Origin of the sequence: Palleronia sp., assembly GCF_042089775.1 — a bacterium.
In the GTDB taxonomy this organism is placed as follows: Bacteria; Pseudomonadota; Alphaproteobacteria; order Rhodobacterales; family Rhodobacteraceae; genus Palleronia.
Window position 1 is genome coordinate 35,951 of record NZ_JBELKF010000010.1, and the last position, 19,290, is coordinate 55,240.

The following is a 19,290-nucleotide window of genomic DNA, read 5'->3' on the forward strand; positions in this document are numbered from 1 at the left end:
GTCTTCAAGACACACAAGAAACGGAACAGGCATGAGCGCATCCGCAGACAACGGACCCATTCCCATTGCCCTCGTCGGCATCGGCAAGATCGCGCGGGACCAGCACATCCCCGCCATCACCGGCGACGCGCGCTTCGAGCTTGCGGCCACGGTCAGCCGCTCGGGCGGGGTGGACGGGGTGGAGAACCACGCGACGCTGTCCGAGCTGCTCGAAGCGCGGCCGGACATTCCCGTGGTTTCGCTTTGCATGCCGCCGGTGCCGCGCTTTTCCATCGCGCAAGAGGCCATCGCCGCGCGCAAGCACGTCATGCTGGAAAAACCGCCGGGCGCTTCGGTAGCCGAGGTCTTCCGCCTTGAGGCTTTGGCGCGCGAGGCCGGCGTGACGCTGTTCACCACATGGCATTCACGCGCGGCCGCAGGCGTTGCCCCCGCCAAGAGCTGGCTGGCGGACAAGCGCATCACCAGCCTTCGGATCGACTGGAAGGAGGACGTGCGCAAGTGGCACCCCGGCCAGGCATGGATCTGGGAGCCGGGCGGCCTCGGCGTCTTCGATCCGGGCATCAACGCGCTGTCGATCCTGACCGAGATTTGCCCCGTGCCCCTGCATCTGGTAGGCGCCGAACTGACATTTCCGGGTAACCGCGCGGCCCCCATCGCCGCGGACCTCACCTTTACCGACGGCGGAGAACTCAAGGCCTCTGCCGCGTTCGACTGGCGGCAGGAGGGCGGCGAGATCTGGCAGATCGAGATCGAGACCGACGCTGGACAGCTTCGCCTGATCGAAGGCGGCGCGCGGCTTTTCGTCGATGGCGCGGAACAGCCGGTTGACGCGGTCGGAGAGTACCCCACCCTCTACGCCCAGCTTGGCCAGTTGATCGCCGAAGGGCGGTCGGATGTTGACGTAACCCCGCTGATCCACGTGTCCGATGCCTTCATGCTCGGGCGCCACGTTCATGCGGACCCTTTCCACGACTGATCTAACGGAGCAGACGATGACCAATTTCACCGGACGCCATTTCATAAACGGCAGCTGGACCGAGGGCGGCGAAACGTTCCAGTCCGACCCCGTCACGGGCGATCCCCTCACCGTTCACTGTGGCGGCAAGGCTGAGATCGACGCGGCAATGAAAGCCGCCGAGACTGCCTTCGAGACCTACGGCTGGACCTCGCGCGAGGATCGCGCCCTGTTCCTCGAAGCCATCGCCGAAGAGATCGAGGCCCGCGTCGACGAGATCACCGAGATCGGGATGGCCGAGACGGGCCTGCCCGAGCCCCGGCTGAAAAGCGTGGAACTGCCCCGCACCGCGAACCAGATCCGCCTCTTTGCCAACCATATCCGCAAGGGCGATTACCTTGACCGGCGCCACGACGAGGCGCTCCCCGATCGTAAGCCGATGCCCCGGCCCGACCTGCGGATGATGCAGCGCCCGCTGGGGCCAGTCGGCGTGTTCGGTGCATCGAACTTCCCGCTCGCCTTCTCGACCGCTGGCGGCGACACCGCCTCGGCGCTCGCCGCGGGTTGCCCGGTCGTCTACAAGGGTCACCCCGGCCACCCCGGCACGGGCGAGCTGGTCGCGCAGGCCATCGCCGCGGCAATCGAGAAGACCGGCATGCCCAAGGGCGTCTTCGGCTTTGTGCAGTCCAACACCAAAGAGGCGGGCGAGGCGCTGGTCACCCACCCGCTGACCCGCGCCGTCGGGTTCACCGGCTCGTTCGGGGGCGGCAAGGCGCTCTTTGACCTGGCGATGTCGCGCGACGAGCCCATCCCGTTCTTCGGCGAACTCGGCTCGATCAACCCGGTCTTCCTTTTCAACGACGCCCGCACCTCCCGCGGGGCCGAGATCGGAAGCGCCTGGGCCTCTTCGCTGACCATGGGCGTCGGCCAGTTCTGCACCAACCCCGGCGTCGTCGTCATCGAGGACGGCGAAGGCGCGGAGGCTTTCATCGAGGCTGCGCGCAAGACGCTCGAGGACGTGGCCGCCCAGCCCATGCTGACCGGTGGCGTGGCCGAAGCCTACCGCCGCGGCGTCGAAAAGGTCGCCGGCGTCGGCTCGGTCAAGGCGCATATCCAGTCGAGCTGCGACGCACGGCACGGCACGCCCGCGCTGTTCGAGGTGACCGGGGCGGAGTGGCTCGGCACCTCTGATCTTGCGCAAGAGGTCTTCGGTCCGGCCGGCATCGTCGTGCGCGCCGCCGACGCGTCCGAGGTGCGCGAGATCGCGCAAGCCCTGCACGGACAACTCACCGTGACGCTGCAGATGGATGACAGCGACGCCGACGCTGCCCAGCCGCTGTTGCCCATCCTCGAACGGAAGGCGGGGCGCATCCTCGTGAACGGCTTCCCGACCGGCGTCGAGGTGGCGGATGCCATGGTGCATGGCGGCCCCTACCCCGCGACCACCAACTTCGGTGCCACGAGCGTCGGAACGCTTGCCATCCGCCGCTTCCTGCGGCCGGTCTGCTACCAGAACATGCCGACTGCGCTGCTGCCCGAAGACCTGCGCGGGTAAGCCAGGACCTGCTGCCGGCGCTCGGACCATCCGGGCGCCGGCAGCTCCTTACGATTTCAGAGCCAGACTGGCAGGAAAATGATCGTCAGTCCGGCCGCACAAAACGCGATCGTCGGGACTGCGCGTCTCGCCCCGATCAAACCGGACGAGATGAGGGTCAGGCCCAGGGCGACCCGGATTGCGGCAAAGATGGCCAAGGCCGGATGCTCGGCCAAGGCGATCAGGTACGGGTTTGCGATCATGCCGAGCGGAATGACGTAGAGGCCGACGCCAAGCGCCATGGCCGTCACCGCGACCTTCAACCATCTCTCGCCGATCATGCCCGCCGCAATGAAGACGGCGCCGCAGACAGGCGGCGTGATCGTCGACAGAAGCGCGAACCAGAAGACAAAAAGGTGCGCCTGAAGCGGCGCCAACCCCAGTTCGACCAGCGCAGGCCCCGCAACCGACACGCAGATCACGTATGCCGCGGTGGTCGGAACCTCCATGCCCAGAACGAGGCACGCGAGCGCAGTCAGCAGAAGCGACGGCCAGAGCAGTCCGCCCGAGCCCTGCAGGATGACCGACGTGATCTTCACGCCAAGACCGGTGATCGAGAGGACTCCGATCACGATCGAGGCGCAGAGGATGATCGCGGCGATCATCGACACCTGGCGCGCCGCGTTGAGGACCGCGAGCGTGGCGCGCTCGGCAATCTGCCGCGGCCGGAACGTCAGCTGCGCGTTGACGAGCAAAAGCAGCGCGGCGGCGAGGATGGCTAGGGCTGCCGAGTATTCCGGAGTGAAGCCGGACCCGAACATGCCCCACAAAAGGACGCTGAACGGCACGAGGAAAAAGAGGGACGTCACCGCCACGTCGCGCCGTGCGGGCCGGTCGGTAAGGTCGACGCTGCGAAGCTCGAACCGGCGCGCGTAGGCGTTGATGCCCACCCAGACAGCGAGGAAGTAAAGCATCGCGGGAAGCGCGGCCGCCGCCATGACTTCGGTGTAGGGAACGCCGGTCAGTTCGACCATGACAAAGGCCCCGGCGCCCATCAGGGGCGGCATGATCTGGCCGCCTGACGATGCCACCGCCTCGACCGCGGCCGCGAGGCGCTTTGGATAGCCGAGCTTCGTCATCGCCGGCAGCGTGATCGCCCCGGTCGAGGCCACGTTGGCCGAGGCCGAGCCCGAGATCGAACCGAACAGCGCCGAGGACAGCACCGACACCTTCGCCGCACCGCCTTTGAGATGCCCCGCAGCAGCAGCGGCGAGGTTCATGAAGCCTTGTCCCGCCTCACCGGCGTTCAGAACCGCACCGAAAATCACGAAGATGGCGACCACGTTCACCGACACGCCGGTCAGCGTGCCCCAGATCCCGCCTTCGGCGATGGTCAGCGTGCCGAAAAAGCTCTCGGTCGGGGTGCCGGAATGACCGAATTCACCGGGAATGTACTGACCGAACAATCCATAGAGCAGCGCCAGCGCCGCGACGAGCGGCAGGGGCCAGCCAATCGCACGGCGCGCGGTCTCGAGCACGACGAGAAGCAGCGTGATCGCGACGGCCAGCTGAAACCCGTTCTCGATGAAGCCGTACTGGTCGATGAGCATGTCGCTGCGCCAGGCAACCCACAGCGCGGCGGCCACCCCGAGGGCGGCAATCGCGATCCCGGTGATCCGCCGCAGGCGCGTGCCCGCGTCGAAGACCAGGGCGAAGGGCAGGATGAACGCCATGTGCAGCGGCCGGCTGACGAGGTTGGGCACCAGCCCCGAGAAGACGAGCGCGAGGTGATAAGCGACAAGCGCCACGGCGAGCGCGATCCAGAACCCCGCGGCGAAGCGGTTCTCGGGCAGGTTGATCATGGGCGGAAAGCTCGGTTCTGGATGGATCGGCGCGACGCGAGGTGCCTTGCGTCGCGCCCCGGTGTCACTGGTCGGAGCCGTCGATCGCGATGCCCGCTTCCTCGTAGTAGCGGACGGCGCCGGGATGCAGCTCGGTGGTGATGTTGCTCATCAGCTCGGGCGTGACGCCACCCCACCACGCAGAGGTGTTCGCCATCTTCTCCTTGTTCTCCCAATAGGTCTTGGTGAGCTGATAGGCGGTCTCGTCGTCCATCTTGGTGGTCGTGTAGGCGACGACGGGCAGCGATGTGGTAACGACGTCCTCCTCCTGCCCCGCATAGGTCCCGGCGGGAATGACGAGGCGTGCGCGGCCCGTCTGCTCGACCTGCTCGTCGGTCATCGAAAGCACGTTGACGGGGGTCGAGGCGGCCGCTTCGACAACGTTGGGCGCAGGGAAGGAGCCCGCGGTGACGAAGCCGTCGATCTGCCCGTTCTTGAGCGCCGCCACCGCGTTCGACAGTTCCGCGTCGGCAATCTCAACCTTGTCCACCAGACCGAAGGTTTCGAGGTACTTCTCGCCCTCGGTGGCGCCGAAAGACCCTTTGCCCAGCAGGATCGTGGTGCCTTCGAGATCGGCGAGCCCGGTCGCGCCGCTTTCCTCGGACGTGACGAAGTGCATGGTGAGCGACGGGATGGGAAACAGGGCGCGGATCTCGTCGAAGGCGGGCGACCCCTTGCCCTCAAACGCGGCGGTGCCCTCCTGCGCCGAGCTCACGAGCGCCGGCGGCGTGGTGAAGACGTAGTCGCCACCACGGGCGCGGACCTCCATCACGTTCTGAACCGACCCCTGGCTTTCCTCGACCGTGACCGAGATTTCGCCGTCGGTGCCGGCCTTCATGGCTTCGGCCAGTTCGACGCCCATCTGGTAGTACGACGACCCGGATTTCGCGGACTTGTACGTCACCCGCGTCTCTGCCGCCGCCGCGCCGGCTACGGTCCCGGCGGCCAGTGCTGCACAGATGATCCTGCTCAATACAGTCATGTCTTTCTCCTCCTGAAGATGCGGGGCATGCGGCGTGCCCGTCGCAGGCGCCGCACGCGACCCTGCCGCCTTTCTGGCCGCGCCACCCCTGAATGTCGATATGCCTGCAACGGGCATGCGTCGTGGTCATCGGGTTGCGACAGCTTGAGCTTCTCGCTTAAGGTCCGCGCACTCGCGCCAGTGAGGATGAGGTCCTTCGTCCCGTGCCCTCCTGAAGCCGAGCAAGAACAATGAAAATGCCTCAGTCAGGGAGCAAGGGTCTTCATCATGGACAATTTCGTCAAGTTTCTGGGACGCCAGGTCACCGCGGGACGCATGGGCCGTCGCGAGTTCATGGGGCGCAGCCTTGCTGCCGGCATCGGGGCCACGACCGCCGCGTCGGTCTTCGCCAGCTCTGCCGCCGCGCAGGAAGCGCAGCGCGGCGGGCATCTGCAGCTCGGCCTGGGTGGCGGGGCATCGTCGGACTCGCTCGACCCGGCTGCGGCGACCGGATCGGTGATGTTCGTCATCGTCCAGACCTGGGGCGACACGCTCGTCGAGTCCGATCCCTATGACGGGACCCCCGTCCCGAACCTCGCCGAAAGCTGGAGCCCGTCCGCCGACGCCGCCGAATGGACGTTCAAGATCCGCAAGGGCGTGCGCTTCCACGACGGAAGCGAGTTCACCGTGGACGACGCCGTCGCCACGCTGCAGCGCCACACGGACGAGGCGTCGCAATCGGGCGCGCTGGGCCTGCTCAGCTCGATCACGGGGATCGAGAACCGGAACGGTGATCTTGTCATCACGCTGGACGCGGGCAACGCGGACCTGCCGCTGATCCTGACCGATTATCACCTGATCATGCAGCCGAACGGCGGGCGCGACAATCCGCAGGCGGGCATCGGGACCGGCCCCTACAAGCTCGACAGCTTCGAGCCGGGCGTGCGTGCGACCTTCACCCGCAACGAGGATGACTGGCGCGACGACCGCGGCAACGTGGACAGCGCCGAAATCCTGGTCATCAACGACAGCACGGCGCGCGTCGCGGCGGTCAGCTCTGGCCGGGTCCACTTCATCAACACGATCGACCCCAAGACCGTCCCCCTGCTGGAGCGGGCGCCCAGCGTCGAGATCCTCACGACGTCGGGCAAGGGATACTACTCGTTCCTCATGCATTGCGACACGGCGCCGTTCGACAATAACGACCTGCGCATGGCGCTGAAGCTGGCGATCGACCGCGAGGCGATGCTGAACCAGGTGCTGGGCGGCTTCGGCACGATCGGCAACGATTTCCCGGTGAACGAGGCCTACGCCCTCTTCCCCGAGGGGATCGAGCAGCGCAGCTACGACCCCGACCGCGCGGCCGATTTCTATCGCAAGTCGGGCCACGAGGGGCCGATCACTCTGCGCACATCCGACACGGCCTTCCCGGGTGCGGTCGACTCGGCGGTTCTGTTCAAGGAAAACGCGGCCCAGGCCGGGATCGAGATCGACGTTGTGCGTGAACCGGCGGATGGCTACTGGTCCAACGTCTGGAACGTGCAGCCCTTCTGCGCCTCGTACTGGGGCGGGCGTCCCACGCAGGATTCGCGCTACTCGACCAACTTCGTGTCCTCGGCCGAGTGGAATGACACGCATTTCTACCGCGACGATTTCGACCGGATGCTGCTTGAAGCGCGCGCCTCGCTCGACACCGCGCGGCGCGAAGAGCTGTACCGCGACATGGCCCTGATGGTGCGCAACGACGGCGGGCTGATCCTGCCGGTCTTCAACGACTACATCAACGCCACGACGAACCGCCTGATGGGCTATGTCCACGACATCGGCAACGACCTGTCGAACGGGCGCGTCATCAGCCGTGTCTGGCTGAATGGCTGAGACAAGCACGGACGGGTCGCGACGCGGCCTGTCCCCCGTCACCAAGCTGATCCTGCAGCGGCTGGGGCTGTCGGCCCTTCTTCTGGTGGCCGTGTCGCTGCTGATCTTCATCGGCATCGAGGCGCTTCCGGGGGATTTCGCAAGCACCTATCTGGGCCAGGGCGCGACGCCGCAGGCCGTGGCCAACATCCGGGCCGAGCTTGGCCTGGATGAGCCTGTCTGGAGCAGGTATCTAGACTGGCTCGGCGGCGCGTTAACCGGCGACTTCGGCTCGTCTTGGGCAAGTGGTCAGCAGGTCAGCGGGCAGATCGCCAACCGGCTCGGCAACTCGCTGTTCCTCGCCGCGGTCGCCGCCGTCATCTCGGTCCCGCTTGCCGTTGGCCTCGGGATGCTGGCCGTGCGCTACAGGGATCGCCTTGCCGACCGGCTGATCAACATCGTCTCGTTGGCCGCGATTTCCTTGCCCGAATTCTTCGTCGGCTACCTCCTGATGCTGTTCTTTTCGGTGAAGTTCGGCATCGCGGCGTTTCCGGCCACGGTCTATACTGGCATGGACTTCTTCGAGCGACTCGAGATGATTGCCCTGCCCGTCGCCACGCTCGTGCTTGTGGTCATCGCGCACATGATGCGCATGACCCGCGCGGCTATCCTGTCGATCATGTCGTCGCAATACATGGAAACGGCCGAGCTGAAGGGCATCGGCGCCCTGCGCGCCATCATCCGTCACGCGGCACCCAACGCCGTCGCGCCCATCGTGAACGTGGTGGCGCTGAACCTCGCCTACCTCGTCGTCGGCGTCGTGGTGGTCGAGGTGGTCTTCGTCTATCCCGGGATGGGGCAATACATGGTCGATGCCGTCACGGTGCGGGATATGCCGGTCGTGCAGGCCTGCGGGATCATCTTTGCCGCCGTCTACATCCTGCTGAACATGGTCGCCGACATCATCTCGATCGTGGCGAACCCGAGGCTGAGGCACCCGCGATGAGGCTGCGCAACGTTCCCCCCTCGGCCTGGATCGGCATGGCCGGTATCGCACTGGCCTTCTTCGCCGCCCTCTTCGCCCCCTGGATCGCCCCCTATGGCGAGCGTGAGGTCGTCGGGCAGGTGTGGGAGCCGATGACATGGACGCATCCCCTCGGCACCGACAACCTCGGCCGGGACCTGCTGTCGCGCGTGGTCTACGGGGCGCAGACGACGCTGTTCGTGGCACTTGCCGCGTCGGTCCTGAGTTTCGCGATCGGCATCTTCCTCAGCTTCTTTGCCGCCGTGGTGCGCGGCTGGATCGACCAGGGCCTGTCGCGCCTCAACGACCTGATGATGTCGATCCCGACGCTGATCTTCGCGCTGGTGGTGCTGGCTGCGCTGCCGCAAGAGCTGTGGATCCTGATCCTCGTGATGGCGGTGCTCGATTCCACCCGCGTTTTCCGCCTGGGCCGGGCGGTCGCGGTGGACCTTGCCGTCATGGATTTCGTCGAGGCGGCGCGCCTGCGCGGCGAAGGCACTGGCTGGATCATCTTTCGCGAGATCCTGCCCAACGCCCTCTCGCCCCTCCTGGCCGAGTTCGGGCTGCGCTTCGCCTTTGCCGTCCTCTTCCTGTCGACGCTGTCGTTCCTTGGCCTCGGCATTCAGCCGCCCGACGCGGACTGGGGCGGCATGGTCAAGGACAACAGCAACGGGATCATCTTTGGCGTGCCCGCCTCGCTGATCCCCGGCGCCGCGATCGCGGTCCTTGCGATCTGCGTCAACATCGTGGTGGACTGGCTGCTGCGCCGCACGTCCAGCCTGAAAGGGGGCCGGGATGGCTGATCACCTGCTCGAGGTCCGCGACCTCCAGATCGGCGCCCGCGCCTACGAGGAAGACGGCACGCCCCGCGAGATCGAGATCGTCAAGGGTATCTCATTCGACCTTGAAAAGGGCCGCGTGCTGGGCCTGATCGGCGAGTCCGGTGCGGGCAAGTCGACCATCGGCCTTGCGGCCCTCGCCTACGGGCGCGGTGGCGTGCGCATCACCGGGGGCGAGGTCCGGCTTGACGGGCAGGACATCCTCGACCTCGGACCCCGCGGCATCAGGCAAATCCGTGGCACGCGGGTGTGCTACGTCGCGCAATCGGCAGCGGCTGCGTTCAACCCGGCCCACCGGCTGGGCGACCAGGTGATCGAGGGGAGTGTCCGCCACGGCATCATGTCCCGCACCGAGGCACGCGCCCGCGCGGCCGACCTCTTTGGCATGCTCGGGCTGCCGGACCCCGACAGCTTCGGACGCCGCTATCCGCACCAGGTGTCGGGCGGGCAGCTTCAGCGTGCGATGACGGCGATGGCACTGTGCCCGCGGCCCGACCTCATCGTATTCGACGAGCCCACCACGGCGCTGGACGTCACGACGCAGATCGACGTGCTGGCCGCGATCAAGCGCGCGATCGAAGAGACGGAGACTGCCGCGCTTTACATCACGCACGACCTCGCCGTCGTCGCGCAGATCGCCGACGACATCATGGTCCTGCGCCACGGCGAGATGGTCGAGTACGGCCCCACGCGCCAGATCATCGAGGCACCGCAAGAGGACTATACCCGCGCGCTGGTCAACGTCCGGACCGTAGTGAAGGAGCCGGCCGAGCAGCAGTCCAAGGCGATCTTGCGCCTCAGAAACATCTCGGCCTCCTACGGCACGGGGCCGAAGGTGATCGACGACGTGTCGCTGCACGTGCCGCCGGGGCAGACGCTGGCGGTGGTCGGGGAAAGCGGCTCCGGCAAGTCCACGCTCGCGCGCGTCATCACCGGCCTGCTGCCCCCGTCCGGGGGCAACGTCGAGTTCGAGGGGACGCCCCTGCCGCCCCGCCTCGCGGAGCGCAGCCGGGATCAGCTGCGCCAGATCCAGTTGATCTACCAGATGGCCGACACGGCCGTGAACCCGCGCCACACGGTCGCGCAGATCATCGGCCGGCCGCTGCGGTTCTACCACGGGATGCGCGGGGGACGTCGCCGCGAGCGGGTGCAGGAGCTGCTGGACGCCATCGAGATGGGGCGTGGCTTCGCCGATCGCTATCCGGCCGAGCTTTCGGGCGGGCAGAAGCAGCGCGTGGCGATCGCCCGGGCGCTGGCCGCGGAGCCGAAGCTCATCATCTGCGACGAGCCGACATCGGCGCTCGACCCGCTGGTGGCCGAGGGCATTCTGAAGCTCCTGATGAAGCTTCAGAAACAGACCGGCGTGTCCTACATCTTCATCACGCATGACATCGCCATCGTGCGCGCGATCGCGGACTCGGTTGCCGTGATGCTGAACGGACAGCTGCAACGCTTTGGTCCGCGGGGCGAGGCGTTGTCACCGCCTTTCGACGCCTATACCGACCTGCTTCTGAAATCAGTGCCCGAGATGGAGGCCGGCTGGCTCGAACGAGCCCTGGCCTCCCGCCGCATGGAAAGCGGCGGGCAGTAACGACAAGGACCCGCATGACCACGCGAGACTTCACCGTCATCGAGAACCACTGGATCGACCTGGCCGACGGCACCCGCCTGGCCGCCCGCATCTGGATGCCCGAGGGCGCCGAGGCCGACCCGGTGCCCGCCGTGTTCGAATTCCTGCCCTATCGCAAGCGCGACGGCACCGCGCAGCGGGATGAAAGCACCTATCCAACCTTCGCCGCCAACGGTATCGCCGGGGTGCGCGTTGACATCCGCGGCTCGGGCGAGAGCCAGGGCGTGATCGACGGAGAATACACCGAGCTCGAGCTTGCCAACGCCTGCGAGGTGATCGACTGGATTGCCGCGCAGCCCTGGTCGAACGGCAATGTCGGGATGATGGGCATCTCGTGGGGCGGGTTCAATGGCCTGCAGGTGGCGGCGCTTCGCCCCTCTCCGCTGAAGGCGGTGATCTCGATCGCATCGACGGTGGACCGCTACAACGACGACGTCCACTACAAGAACGGCTGCCACCTTTACGCCAACCTGAACTGGGCAGCGACGATGCAGGCGTTCCAGTCGCGTCCGCCCGATCCCGAGCTGGTCGGAGAGGCCTGGCGCGACATGTGGCTCGAGCGGTTGGAGCATACGCCGAACTTTGCGCTCGACTGGATCTCGCACCAGCGACGCGACACATTCTGGCAGCACGCCTCGATCTGCGAGGATTTCGACCAGGTCGAGATCCCTGTGCTCGTCCTTGCCGGCTGGGCCGATGGCTACCGCACCACGCCGTTCAAGACGATCGAGGGGCTGGGGCCGCGCGCAAAGGCGATCGTCGGCCCTTGGGTCCACAAGTATCCGCATTTCGCCTGGCCGAAGCCGCGGATGGATTTCCTGTCCGAAGCCGTGCAGTGGTGGAACCGTTGGCTGCGGGACGAGCCCAACGGTGCCGAGACGCTTCCGCAGGTGCGCGCCTACCGCAGCGAGGGCAACCGCCCCCCTGCCCCGCGCCGCGACCGCGACGAGGGCACGTGGCTCGCGCTCGACACGTGGACGGTTCCGGACCAGGTGCCGTTCCATGTGGGTCCCGGCGGCCATCTGTGTCCCGGTGAAGCCGAAGCCACGACCCCGCGCGAGGTGTATCTGCGCTCGCCCCTCGATACGGGGGTGATGGCGGGCGAATGGTTCACCATTGCGCCCGGTTCGGACCTGGCGGGGGACCAGCGCGCGGACGACGCGGGGTCTCTCTGCTTCGAGACCGCGCCGCTCGAGGCGCCGCTCGACATGCTGGGACGTCCTATGTTCCGCGCCCGCGTGTCCTGCGCCGACGACCTCGCCAACCTGTGCGTCCGGCTGGTCGACGTGCATCCAGACGGCACGGCCTACCGCATCGCGTTCGGGGTGCTGAACCTCGCGCACCGTGACGGCAACGAGCATCCCCGGCCCATGCCCCACGACACGCCCGTGGACATCGCGATCGAGCTCGACGCCTGTGGCTATCGCGTTCGGCCCGGCCACCGTCTGCGTGCCGCGATCTCGACGGCCTACTGGCCGACGATCCTTCCCGCCCCCACCGATCCCGGGGTGACGATCGACACGGCCTCGATCCAGCTGGGCCTGCCCCAGCCAGAGGGTGCGACCGACGTGCACGTTCCCGAGCCCGAGAACGAGGACCCGCTGCCCGACTACATCGCGCACACGGACCCGCATGCGCGGCACTGGATCGAGACGGATCGCACCATCGGCCGGACGTCGCTTCACATCGAAAGCGATACCGGCCTGTCCGAGCACCCCGACACGGGCATGTCCAGCCGCGTGAGCCAGAACGAGGTCTGGAGCATCGACCAGGGCGACCCGACCAGCAGCAGGGGCCGCGCAGACTGGATCTGCGAAACCAGCCGCCCCGGCTGGCACACTCGCACCACGTCCTTCGCGGCGCTTGCCTGCACTCTGAACGAGTGGATCCTGACCGGCGAGATGGTGGCCGAAGAGAACGGGGTCGAGGTCTTCCGAAAGCCATACGAGCACCGCATTCCGCGTGACATGATGTAGGTCCGGCGGCTTGGCGGCCGCCCTACTCGCGGCACGTGTCGAGGATGACGTCCCGCAGCCAGCGGTGCATGGCCGATGCATTGGTGCGGGCGGTCCAGACCACCGAAAGATCGAAGGCCCCCCGGAACGGGCTGTCGGACAGGACGAGGCGGTCCGAGATCGCCTCGCCCAGCCGACGCGGAACCGTCGCCACGAGATCCGAACCGGCAAGCAGGCTGTCGAGGCCCGCCGGGCTTGGCACGATGAGAGTCGGGGTCAGCGTGTATGACGCGGCCTCCAACTCGTGCAGGTACGCGGACTTCCAGGCGCCACCGTAGTTGATGTAAACGTGCTTCAGGCCGAGGTACTTCTTGGCGTCGAGCGACTGACCCGCCATGGGATGCGCCGGGTCCATCAGACAGGCATATTCCTCGGTGTAGAACCGCCGCGAATGGAAGCCGGACTCGGTCCGCCCGAAGGGGCCGACCAACACGTCGGCCTGCCGCTTCAGAAGCCTCTGGTGGCCGTCACCCAGCGCGTTGATCACCCGGACCGAGATGCGCGGCGCCTGACGGCGCAGCTCGGCCACGATCTTCGGGATGAGCAGGATACGTTCGTAATAGTTGCAGGCGATCGTGACCGTCTGCTCCGAGTGCTCGCGGTCAAAGATCTCGGGCTGCACCATCTCGTCCAGTGCGTCGAGAATCTGGATCGAGCGCGCCAGGATCTGCTCGCACCGGTCGGTCGCCACCTGCTGCCCCCCTTCGCGGACGAAAAGCGGGTCGTGGAAACAGCTCCGCAGCTTGGCGATCGTGTAGCTGACGGCCGATTGGTTGACGCCAAGACGCTCGGCCGCTGCGGTGAACGATCCCAGCTCGTGCACGAGCCGCAGCGTGTCGAGGGACGCGAAATCGATGCTGCCCGGGTCGGCGCTGGCTTGCGGCATCGGGACCTCCATCAAATCCGTTGATGGGATATAACCATTCCATCGCATTGATGATCAACCCGCTGTTCCCGTACCAAGTCCACTGAGGAGAATTTGGGGGAGGACAACCATGGCGCTTGCACCGCTGGACCAAGAGATATCGCTGGATCAATTGATCAACGATCCCTACCCGATCTACCGCAGACTGCGCGCCGAAAGCCCGGTTCTGCGGGTCGCATCGGCCGGGCGCACCTTTCTGACGAAGGCGGCGCTGACAAAGCAGGTCAAGGACAACCCCGAACTCTTCAGCAGCGATGACCCCAACACGCCGATGAAGCCTGCCTTCCGCGCTCATACGCTGATGCGCAAGGACGGCGCCGAGCACATGAGCGAGCGCAAGGCGATCATGCCGGCGCTGACGCCCAAGCGGATTCAGACCGACTGGGGTCCGCTCTACGAGGCCATCGCGGAGGACTACATCGCGCGCCTGCCCCGCGGCGAGACGGTCGACCTCTTCCAGGAGCTGTGCGGCCCTCTGGCGGCCCGCATCCTCGCGCATATCCTTGGCATCCCCGAGGCCACGGACGAGCAGATGCAGCGCTGGTCGCAGGCCCTGATCGACGGGGCGGGCAATTTCGCTTGGAAGCCGGAGCCATTCGCCGTCGCGGACAAGGCCAATGACGAGATGGATGCGCTCTTCGACGAGCTGACGCCCGTCCGGAAGGCGGACAATGACGGCTCGGCCTTTTCGGTGATGCTGAACGCGGACGACCCGATCCCGTTGAGCCAGATCTACGCCAACATCAAGATCGCCATCGGCGGCGGTATCAACGAGCCACGCGATGCGCTGGCGACGGTTCTTTACGGTCTGCTGACCGAGCCCGAGCAGCTGAAGGAAGTGCGCGCGCAAGAGGCCTGGGGCAAGGCCTTTGAGGAAGCGATCCGCTGGGTCGCGCCGATCCAGGTCAGCTCGCGCCTCGTGACGGAGGACACCGAGCTCGGCGGTTACAAGATCCCCAAGGGCGATACGGTGATGACGGTCCAGGCGTCGGCCTGCCGCGACGAAGACCTCTACGAGAACGGCGAGAATTTCTTTGTCTTTCGCGACAAGAACCCGCACCAGGCCTTCGGGAACGGCCCGCATCACTGCGCTGGCGCCCATATCGCGCGGCGGACCGTGGGAAAGATCATCCTTCCCATGTTGTTCGACCGATTTCCCGACATGCGCCTGACCGACCCCGAGACCGTCGTCTGGAAAGGCTTCGGCTTCCGCGGGCCGATCAACCTGCCGGTCGTGCTCAACTGACCACGGCCCGCGGGACCAACGAAGAAGGAGGAGGATAACATGGTCAAGGTAACCTACGTTGCCCATGACGGCACCCAAACCGCCATTGAGGCCGACGAAGGCGACAGTGTCATGCACGCCGCGGTCGCGAACGACATCGACGGGATCGTCGGCGAATGCGGCGGCTCGATGATGTGCGCCACCTGCCACTGCTATGTCGACGAGGCGTGGGAGGAGCGCGTCGGCGGCCGCGCGGATGGCGAGGAAGACATGCTCGAAGGGGCAGCGTCGGAAGTGACCGAGCGATCGCGGCTGTCCTGCCAGATCAAGCTAACGGGCGATCTCGACGGGCTCGTCGTCCACCTGCCAGAGGACCAGATTTGACCCCGCGATCCGTCGTCATCGTCGGCGCGGGACAAGGCGGCCTTCAGGCGGCGATCAGCCTGCGGCAGAACGGCTTTGACGGCTCGATCATCCTCGTGGGGGCCGAGCCCGGGCTGCCCTACCAGCGCCCGCCCCTGTCCAAGGCCTACCTGCAGAACGGCAACGCGGATGCGCTGACGCTACGCCCGCAGAGCTTCTTTGCGTCGAAAGAGGTGACGTACCTGCCGGAAACGACGGTCGACCGGATCAACCGCAAGGCGCAGGAAATCAGCGTCAGCGGCCCCGAAGGGGCGCGCCGGCTGCCCTACGATCACCTGATCCTCGCCACGGGCACGCGCAATCTGCGGCCGCCGATCGAGGGGCTTGATCGTGCGTGCGACCTGCGCTGCCTGACCGATGCCCAGATCCTCCGTGACCGGCTGGCGAGCCCGCAGCGCATCGCGGTGATCGGCGGCGGCTTCATCGGGCTCGAATTCGCGGCCGTGGCCCGCAAGCTGGGGCACGAGGTCGACATCATCGAAGCCGCGCCACGGCTGATGGCCCGCGCGGTCTCGCCGCTGATGTCGGAGTACTTTGCCGCGCTCCACCGCGAATGGGGGACCCGCCTGCACCTCGGCCAACCCGCTGTCGGCGTGGACGAGGCCGGCGTGACTCTGGCCGACGGGACTAGGATCGCCGCCAATTTCGTGCTCCTCGCGGCGGGCGTGTGCCCGAACGCCGAATTGGCCTCGGACGCGGGGCTCGAGGTCGAGAACGGAGTGAAGGTGAACGCGTCCCTGCTCACCTCGGACCCGGCCATCTCGGCGCTCGGGGATTGCGCATCCTTTCCCGATGTCCGCACAGGGCAGCATGTTCGGTTGGAAAGCGTGCAGGCGGCAACGGATCATGCCCGCCTGATCGCGGCCCGGATCGCCAAGGTCGACACGGCCGAATACGCCGCCCTGCCCTGGTTCTGGTCAGATCAGAACGATAGAAAGCTGCAGATCGCCGGGTTTGCAGGCCCGGACGCCACGGAGGAGGCCGTGTCGGAGGGGATCGTGGCGCGGTTCGACGCGCACGGGCTGGCGGCGGTCGAAACCGTCAACAGCGCGGGCGTCCACATGAAGGCGCGCCGACTTCTGGCAGGCGGAAAGCCCGTCAGTCTGGCGGATCTGAAAGAAGCAGTTGCCGCCTGACCAATCCTACAGTTAACTTGTTAATTAGATGCCCGATTGATACAAGGGCACCATAAGGGAGGAACCTCATGAACATCACGTCAATCGCCTTCGGGGCGGCCGTCGCCGTGTCCCTGGCCACCACCGCCGGCGCGCAGGAGCTGAAATATGCCAACTGGGCGCCGCCGATGCATACCATCAACGAGGCACAGATCCAGCCTCTGGCCGACGCAATCCAGGAAGGCACCGACGGCGCCGTCACCCTGCGCAGCTTCCACGGTGGCGAACTCGGTGCAGGACCGGCCGACCAGTTCGTCCGCGTGGTCCAGGGCACGGCCGACATGGGCTGGGGCGTCCACGGCTATACCTCGTCGCAATTCCCCAAGAGCCTCATCCTCGAGCTTCCGGGCGCCCTGCCGCTGGACCAGCCGGGCTATGCCGCGCTCTGGCGCGCCTTCGACGAGGAGCTGAACGGCGAGTATCCCCTGACCGAGGTGATCGCGCTCTGGGCCTCCGAGCCGAACATCCTGATGATGCGGGATAAGGAAGTGCGCACACCCGAGGACCTCAAGGGGCTGAAGATGCGCGTTGCCGGGTCGATCTCGGCCGAAGCCATGGAAGCGCTTGGCGCGACGCCGGTGCAGATCCCCATGACGCAGGTCTATAACGGCCTTCAGACCGGCCTGATCGACGGCGTCATCAGCGGCGCGTCCGTCATGTCCGACTTCAAGCTTAACGAAGTCGTCGGCAGCGTGACGACGGGGCCGAACCTCGGCCGGCTCACCTTCTACACGGTGATGAACAAGTCGGCCTATGACGGCCTCTCGGAAGACGCGAAAGCGGCCATCGACGAGATCAAGGGCGAGAAGATCTCGCAGATGACCGAAGAGGCCTGGGTCGCCACGGCCGATGCCGCGCTGAACGCGGCACGCGAGTCCGACAGCACCAACGTGATCGATTTGAACGAAGAAGAGCGCAAGGCGTTCGACGACGCCCTCTCCGAGGTGACGAGCGAGTACGTCGCCGAGGTGAACGGTGACGCAGCGCTTGCGGCCATGCGGGGCGAGTGATGCTGCCCAGGCTGCAGAAAGTGGCGGACAGGCTGATTGGCCTGTCCGCGATCATCGGGACCCTCGGTCTCCTTTTCGTCGTGGCGGTGATCGTCGTGGACGTGGTCGGCCGTAACTTCGGCAGTCCGCTTTACGGGTCGCAGGACCTGATCACCATGACGATGGTCCTGATCGTTTTCGGCGGCATGGCCCTGTGCGATCGCACCGGCGGCCATATCGTCGTGGACATCTTCGAATCCTCCTTCCCTCCGGCGGTGAACCGGGCGATCGACATCTTTTCCGCGTTGCTTGGGGCTGTCATCTTCATCCTGATTGCCTTCACCGTGTTCAAGAGCGCCCAGCTCAGCCAGTTGCTGAACCTCTCGACCAACCTGCTGCGCCTGCCGACGGCTTGGTTCCAGTACGCCCTGGGCGCCCTGTCGCTCATCGGTGCGTTCGCCATGTTTCTGCGCGCCGTCAGCCTGCTCCTTGACCGCGGGTTCGAGCCGCATCCCAAGAAAGACGTTCTATGAGCCCTGTTCTTGTCGGCACGGTCGGCCTCGTCCTGCTGCTGGGCTTGCTGCTCGTCCGTATTCCCGTGGCCTTCGCCATGTTCGCCGTCGGCTTCGTCGGGATCTGGATCCTGAACGGACTGCAGGCCGCGACCGGGCTGCTGTCGTCCGAGACCTTCGCCCTCGCCTCAGATTCCGAACTGATCGTCGTGCCCCTCTTCATCCTGATGGGCAACGTGGCCAGCGTCACCGGGATGAGCCGGCGGCTTTACGACGCCGCCTATGCGACCATCGGACAGATCCGGGGCGGCCTGGCCTCGGCGACCGTGATCGGCTGCGGCGGCTTCGCGGCTTTGTCGGGTTCGTCCGTTGCCTCGGCTCTGACGATGGGCCGCACCGCGCTGGCCGAGATGGACCGCTTCGACTACAGCCCGCGCCTGTCGACCGGCGTCGTCGCGGCGGGGGGAACGCTGGGCATCCTGATCCCGCCCTCGACCGGCTTCGTGATCTACGCGATCCTGACCGAGCAGAGCATCGGCCGGCTCTTCATGGCTGGCATCCTTCCGGGCATTCTCCTTCTGGCGGCCTTCCTGCTGACGGTCACGATCCTCTGCTCGATCTGGCCCGAGATGGGGCCCAAGGGTCCCGCGACCGACATGAAGGAAAAGGGCCGCGCATTCCTGGGCGCCGTGCCGATCCTGGTGGTCGTGTTCATCACGATCGGCGGCATCTACACCGGCTATTTCTCTCCGACCGAGGCGGCGGGGATCGGCGCCGGGCTCGTCATCATCATCGGCGCGTTCAGCGGAACGCTCGACCTGCGCAGCTTCTGGGCGGCCGCGCGCAGCAGCATCGTCACCACGGCCTCGGTCATGCTGATCCTGATCGCGGCGCACCTGATCAACCCGTTCATCGCGCTCAGCCACCTGCCCGCCGAAGTCAGCGAGATGCTGGTCACTCTGGACCTCGGGTTCTACGGCACGCTGATCCTGATCCTGGCGATATACCTGGTGCTGGGCTGCTTCCTCGAAGGGCTGGCCATGCTCGTGCTGACCCTGCCGATCTTCATGCCGGTCATCATGGACCTTGGCGTGAACCCGATCTGGTTCGGCGTGCTCGTGGTGCTGACGCTCGAAATGGGGCTGATCTCGCCGCCGGTGGGGATCAACGTGTTCATCGTGAAATCGGTGGCCAAGGATGTGCCCCTGATCGACATCTTCCGGGGCGTGATGCCTTTCTGGTTCGCGATGCTGGCCTGCCTGATCATCCTGCTTGCCGTACCGCAGCTGTCCCTTTGGCTCCCAAGCATGATGTGAGCGGTTGCC

The 19,290-nt window shown here is 66.3% G+C and carries 16 protein-coding genes; 13 read left to right on the plus strand and 3 right to left on the minus strand.

The window, feature by feature from the left end:
• The first annotated feature begins 31 nt into the window (after positions 1–31).
• Together ACFDS3_RS04535 and ACFDS3_RS04540 are read left to right on the plus strand one after the other, a co-directional pair.
• Entirely contained in the window at positions 32–976 is a 945-nt protein-coding gene (locus ACFDS3_RS04535) for a Gfo/Idh/MocA family protein (protein WP_375261156.1), read from the plus strand.
• 16 nt (positions 977–992) lie between these two features.
• Complete coding sequence (locus ACFDS3_RS04540) at positions 993–2,510, plus strand: aldehyde dehydrogenase (NADP(+)) (RefSeq protein ID WP_375261157.1); 1,518 nt, start codon at positions 993–995, stop codon at positions 2,508–2,510.
• A gap of 56 nt (positions 2,511–2,566) precedes the next feature.
• Here the strand turns inward: ACFDS3_RS04540 and ACFDS3_RS04545 are convergent, their stop codons facing one another.
• The gene (locus ACFDS3_RS04545; RefSeq protein ID WP_375261158.1) at positions 2,567–4,351 is read right to left on the minus strand and encodes a TRAP transporter permease; all 1,785 of its coding nucleotides are present in this window, start codon (positions 4,349–4,351) and stop codon (positions 2,567–2,569) included.
• A 64-nt stretch (positions 4,352–4,415) separates the two neighbouring features.
• A complete protein-coding gene (locus ACFDS3_RS04550; RefSeq protein ID WP_375261159.1) occupies positions 4,416–5,372 on the minus strand; it encodes a TAXI family TRAP transporter solute-binding subunit in 957 nt (318 codons plus the stop codon).
• A 267-nt stretch (positions 5,373–5,639) separates the two neighbouring features.
• Between ACFDS3_RS04550 and ACFDS3_RS04555 the strand changes: the two genes are divergently transcribed.
• Genes ACFDS3_RS04555 through ACFDS3_RS04575 form a run of 5 tightly spaced genes read left to right on the plus strand, consistent with a single transcriptional unit; the run spans position 5,640 to position 12,677 of the window.
• The gene (locus ACFDS3_RS04555; RefSeq protein WP_375261160.1) at positions 5,640–7,229 is read left to right on the plus strand and encodes an ABC transporter substrate-binding protein; all 1,590 of its coding nucleotides are present in this window, start codon (positions 5,640–5,642) and stop codon (positions 7,227–7,229) included.
• 28 nt (positions 7,230–7,257) lie between these two features.
• Positions 7,258–8,214 (plus strand): ABC transporter permease, encoded by a 957-nt coding sequence (locus ACFDS3_RS04560; protein ID WP_375261181.1) that lies wholly within the window; start codon positions 7,258–7,260, stop codon positions 8,212–8,214.
• A gap of 2 nt (positions 8,215–8,216) precedes the next feature.
• Positions 8,217–9,035: an ABC transporter permease gene (locus ACFDS3_RS04565; protein ID WP_375261182.1), complete on the plus strand. Its 819-nt coding sequence runs from the start codon at positions 8,217–8,219 to the stop codon at positions 9,033–9,035.
• Positions 9,028–10,662, plus strand: a complete 1,635-nt coding sequence (locus tag ACFDS3_RS04570; protein WP_375261161.1) for an ABC transporter ATP-binding protein — start codon at positions 9,028–9,030, stop codon at positions 10,660–10,662. The genes ACFDS3_RS04565 and ACFDS3_RS04570 overlap by 8 nt, the downstream gene beginning before the upstream one ends.
• Before the next feature lie 14 nt (positions 10,663–10,676).
• Positions 10,677–12,677, plus strand: coding sequence for a CocE/NonD family hydrolase (locus tag ACFDS3_RS04575; RefSeq protein ID WP_375261162.1), 2,001 nt, complete (start codon positions 10,677–10,679; stop codon positions 12,675–12,677).
• 22 nt (positions 12,678–12,699) lie between these two features.
• On the opposite strand, the gene ACFDS3_RS04580 is transcribed toward ACFDS3_RS04575, so the two are convergent.
• Positions 12,700–13,602: a LysR family transcriptional regulator gene (locus tag ACFDS3_RS04580; RefSeq protein ID WP_375261163.1), complete on the minus strand. Its 903-nt coding sequence runs from the start codon at positions 13,600–13,602 to the stop codon at positions 12,700–12,702.
• A gap of 109 nt (positions 13,603–13,711) precedes the next feature.
• On the opposite strand from ACFDS3_RS04580, the gene ACFDS3_RS04585 reads away from it, so the two are divergent.
• The 6 genes from ACFDS3_RS04585 (at position 13,712) to ACFDS3_RS04610 (ending at position 19,281) form a co-directional block, all read left to right on the plus strand.
• Positions 13,712–14,887, plus strand: a complete 1,176-nt coding sequence (locus tag ACFDS3_RS04585) for a cytochrome P450 (RefSeq protein ID WP_375261164.1) — start codon at positions 13,712–13,714, stop codon at positions 14,885–14,887.
• Positions 14,888–14,926: 39 nt separating this feature from the next.
• Positions 14,927–15,250 carry a 2Fe-2S iron-sulfur cluster-binding protein gene (locus ACFDS3_RS04590; RefSeq protein ID WP_375261165.1) on the plus strand — a complete coding sequence of 108 codons (324 nt, stop codon included), beginning with the start codon at positions 14,927–14,929 and terminating at the stop codon, positions 15,248–15,250.
• Positions 15,247–16,425 (plus strand): NAD(P)/FAD-dependent oxidoreductase, encoded by a 1,179-nt coding sequence (locus ACFDS3_RS04595; RefSeq protein ID WP_375261166.1) that lies wholly within the window; start codon positions 15,247–15,249, stop codon positions 16,423–16,425. The genes ACFDS3_RS04590 and ACFDS3_RS04595 overlap by 4 nt, the downstream gene beginning before the upstream one ends.
• Before the next feature lie 68 nt (positions 16,426–16,493).
• Positions 16,494–17,474, plus strand: coding sequence for a TRAP transporter substrate-binding protein (locus tag ACFDS3_RS04600; RefSeq protein ID WP_375261167.1), 981 nt, complete (start codon positions 16,494–16,496; stop codon positions 17,472–17,474).
• A complete protein-coding gene (locus tag ACFDS3_RS04605; protein ID WP_375261168.1) occupies positions 17,474–17,986 on the plus strand; it encodes a TRAP transporter small permease in 513 nt (170 codons plus the stop codon). Before ACFDS3_RS04600 ends, ACFDS3_RS04605 begins: the two co-directional genes overlap by 1 nt.
• Entirely contained in the window at positions 17,983–19,281 is a 1,299-nt protein-coding gene (locus ACFDS3_RS04610) for a TRAP transporter large permease (RefSeq protein ID WP_375261169.1), read from the plus strand. The genes ACFDS3_RS04605 and ACFDS3_RS04610 overlap by 4 nt, the downstream gene beginning before the upstream one ends.
• Positions 19,282–19,290 lie beyond the last annotated feature (9 nt).

Bases quoted from the DNA above. Each gene is read 5' to 3' on its own strand.
- ACFDS3_RS04610 (WP_375261169.1), top strand. From the start codon at position 17,983: ATGAGCCCTGTTCTTGTCGGCACGGTCGGCCTCGTCCTGCTGCTGGGC.
- ACFDS3_RS04545 (WP_375261158.1), bottom strand. From the start codon at position 4,351: ATGATCAACCTGCCCGAGAACCGCTTCGCCGCGGGGTTCTGGATCGCG.
- ACFDS3_RS04535 (WP_375261156.1), top strand. From the start codon at position 32: ATGAGCGCATCCGCAGACAACGGACCCATTCCCATTGCCCTCGTCGGC.
- ACFDS3_RS04585 (WP_375261164.1), top strand. From the start codon at position 13,712: ATGGCGCTTGCACCGCTGGACCAAGAGATATCGCTGGATCAATTGATC.
- ACFDS3_RS04540 (WP_375261157.1), top strand. From the start codon at position 993: ATGACCAATTTCACCGGACGCCATTTCATAAACGGCAGCTGGACCGAG.
- ACFDS3_RS04550 (WP_375261159.1), bottom strand. From the start codon at position 5,372: ATGACTGTATTGAGCAGGATCATCTGTGCAGCACTGGCCGCCGGGACC.
- ACFDS3_RS04575 (WP_375261162.1), top strand. From the start codon at position 10,677: ATGACCACGCGAGACTTCACCGTCATCGAGAACCACTGGATCGACCTG.
- ACFDS3_RS04580 (WP_375261163.1), bottom strand. From the start codon at position 13,602: ATGCCGCAAGCCAGCGCCGACCCGGGCAGCATCGATTTCGCGTCCCTC.
- ACFDS3_RS04590 (WP_375261165.1), top strand. From the start codon at position 14,927: ATGGTCAAGGTAACCTACGTTGCCCATGACGGCACCCAAACCGCCATT.
- ACFDS3_RS04570 (WP_375261161.1), top strand. From the start codon at position 9,028: ATGGCTGATCACCTGCTCGAGGTCCGCGACCTCCAGATCGGCGCCCGC.
- ACFDS3_RS04605 (WP_375261168.1), top strand. From the start codon at position 17,474: ATGCTGCCCAGGCTGCAGAAAGTGGCGGACAGGCTGATTGGCCTGTCC.
- ACFDS3_RS04555 (WP_375261160.1), top strand. From the start codon at position 5,640: ATGGACAATTTCGTCAAGTTTCTGGGACGCCAGGTCACCGCGGGACGC.
- ACFDS3_RS04600 (WP_375261167.1), top strand. From the start codon at position 16,494: ATGAACATCACGTCAATCGCCTTCGGGGCGGCCGTCGCCGTGTCCCTG.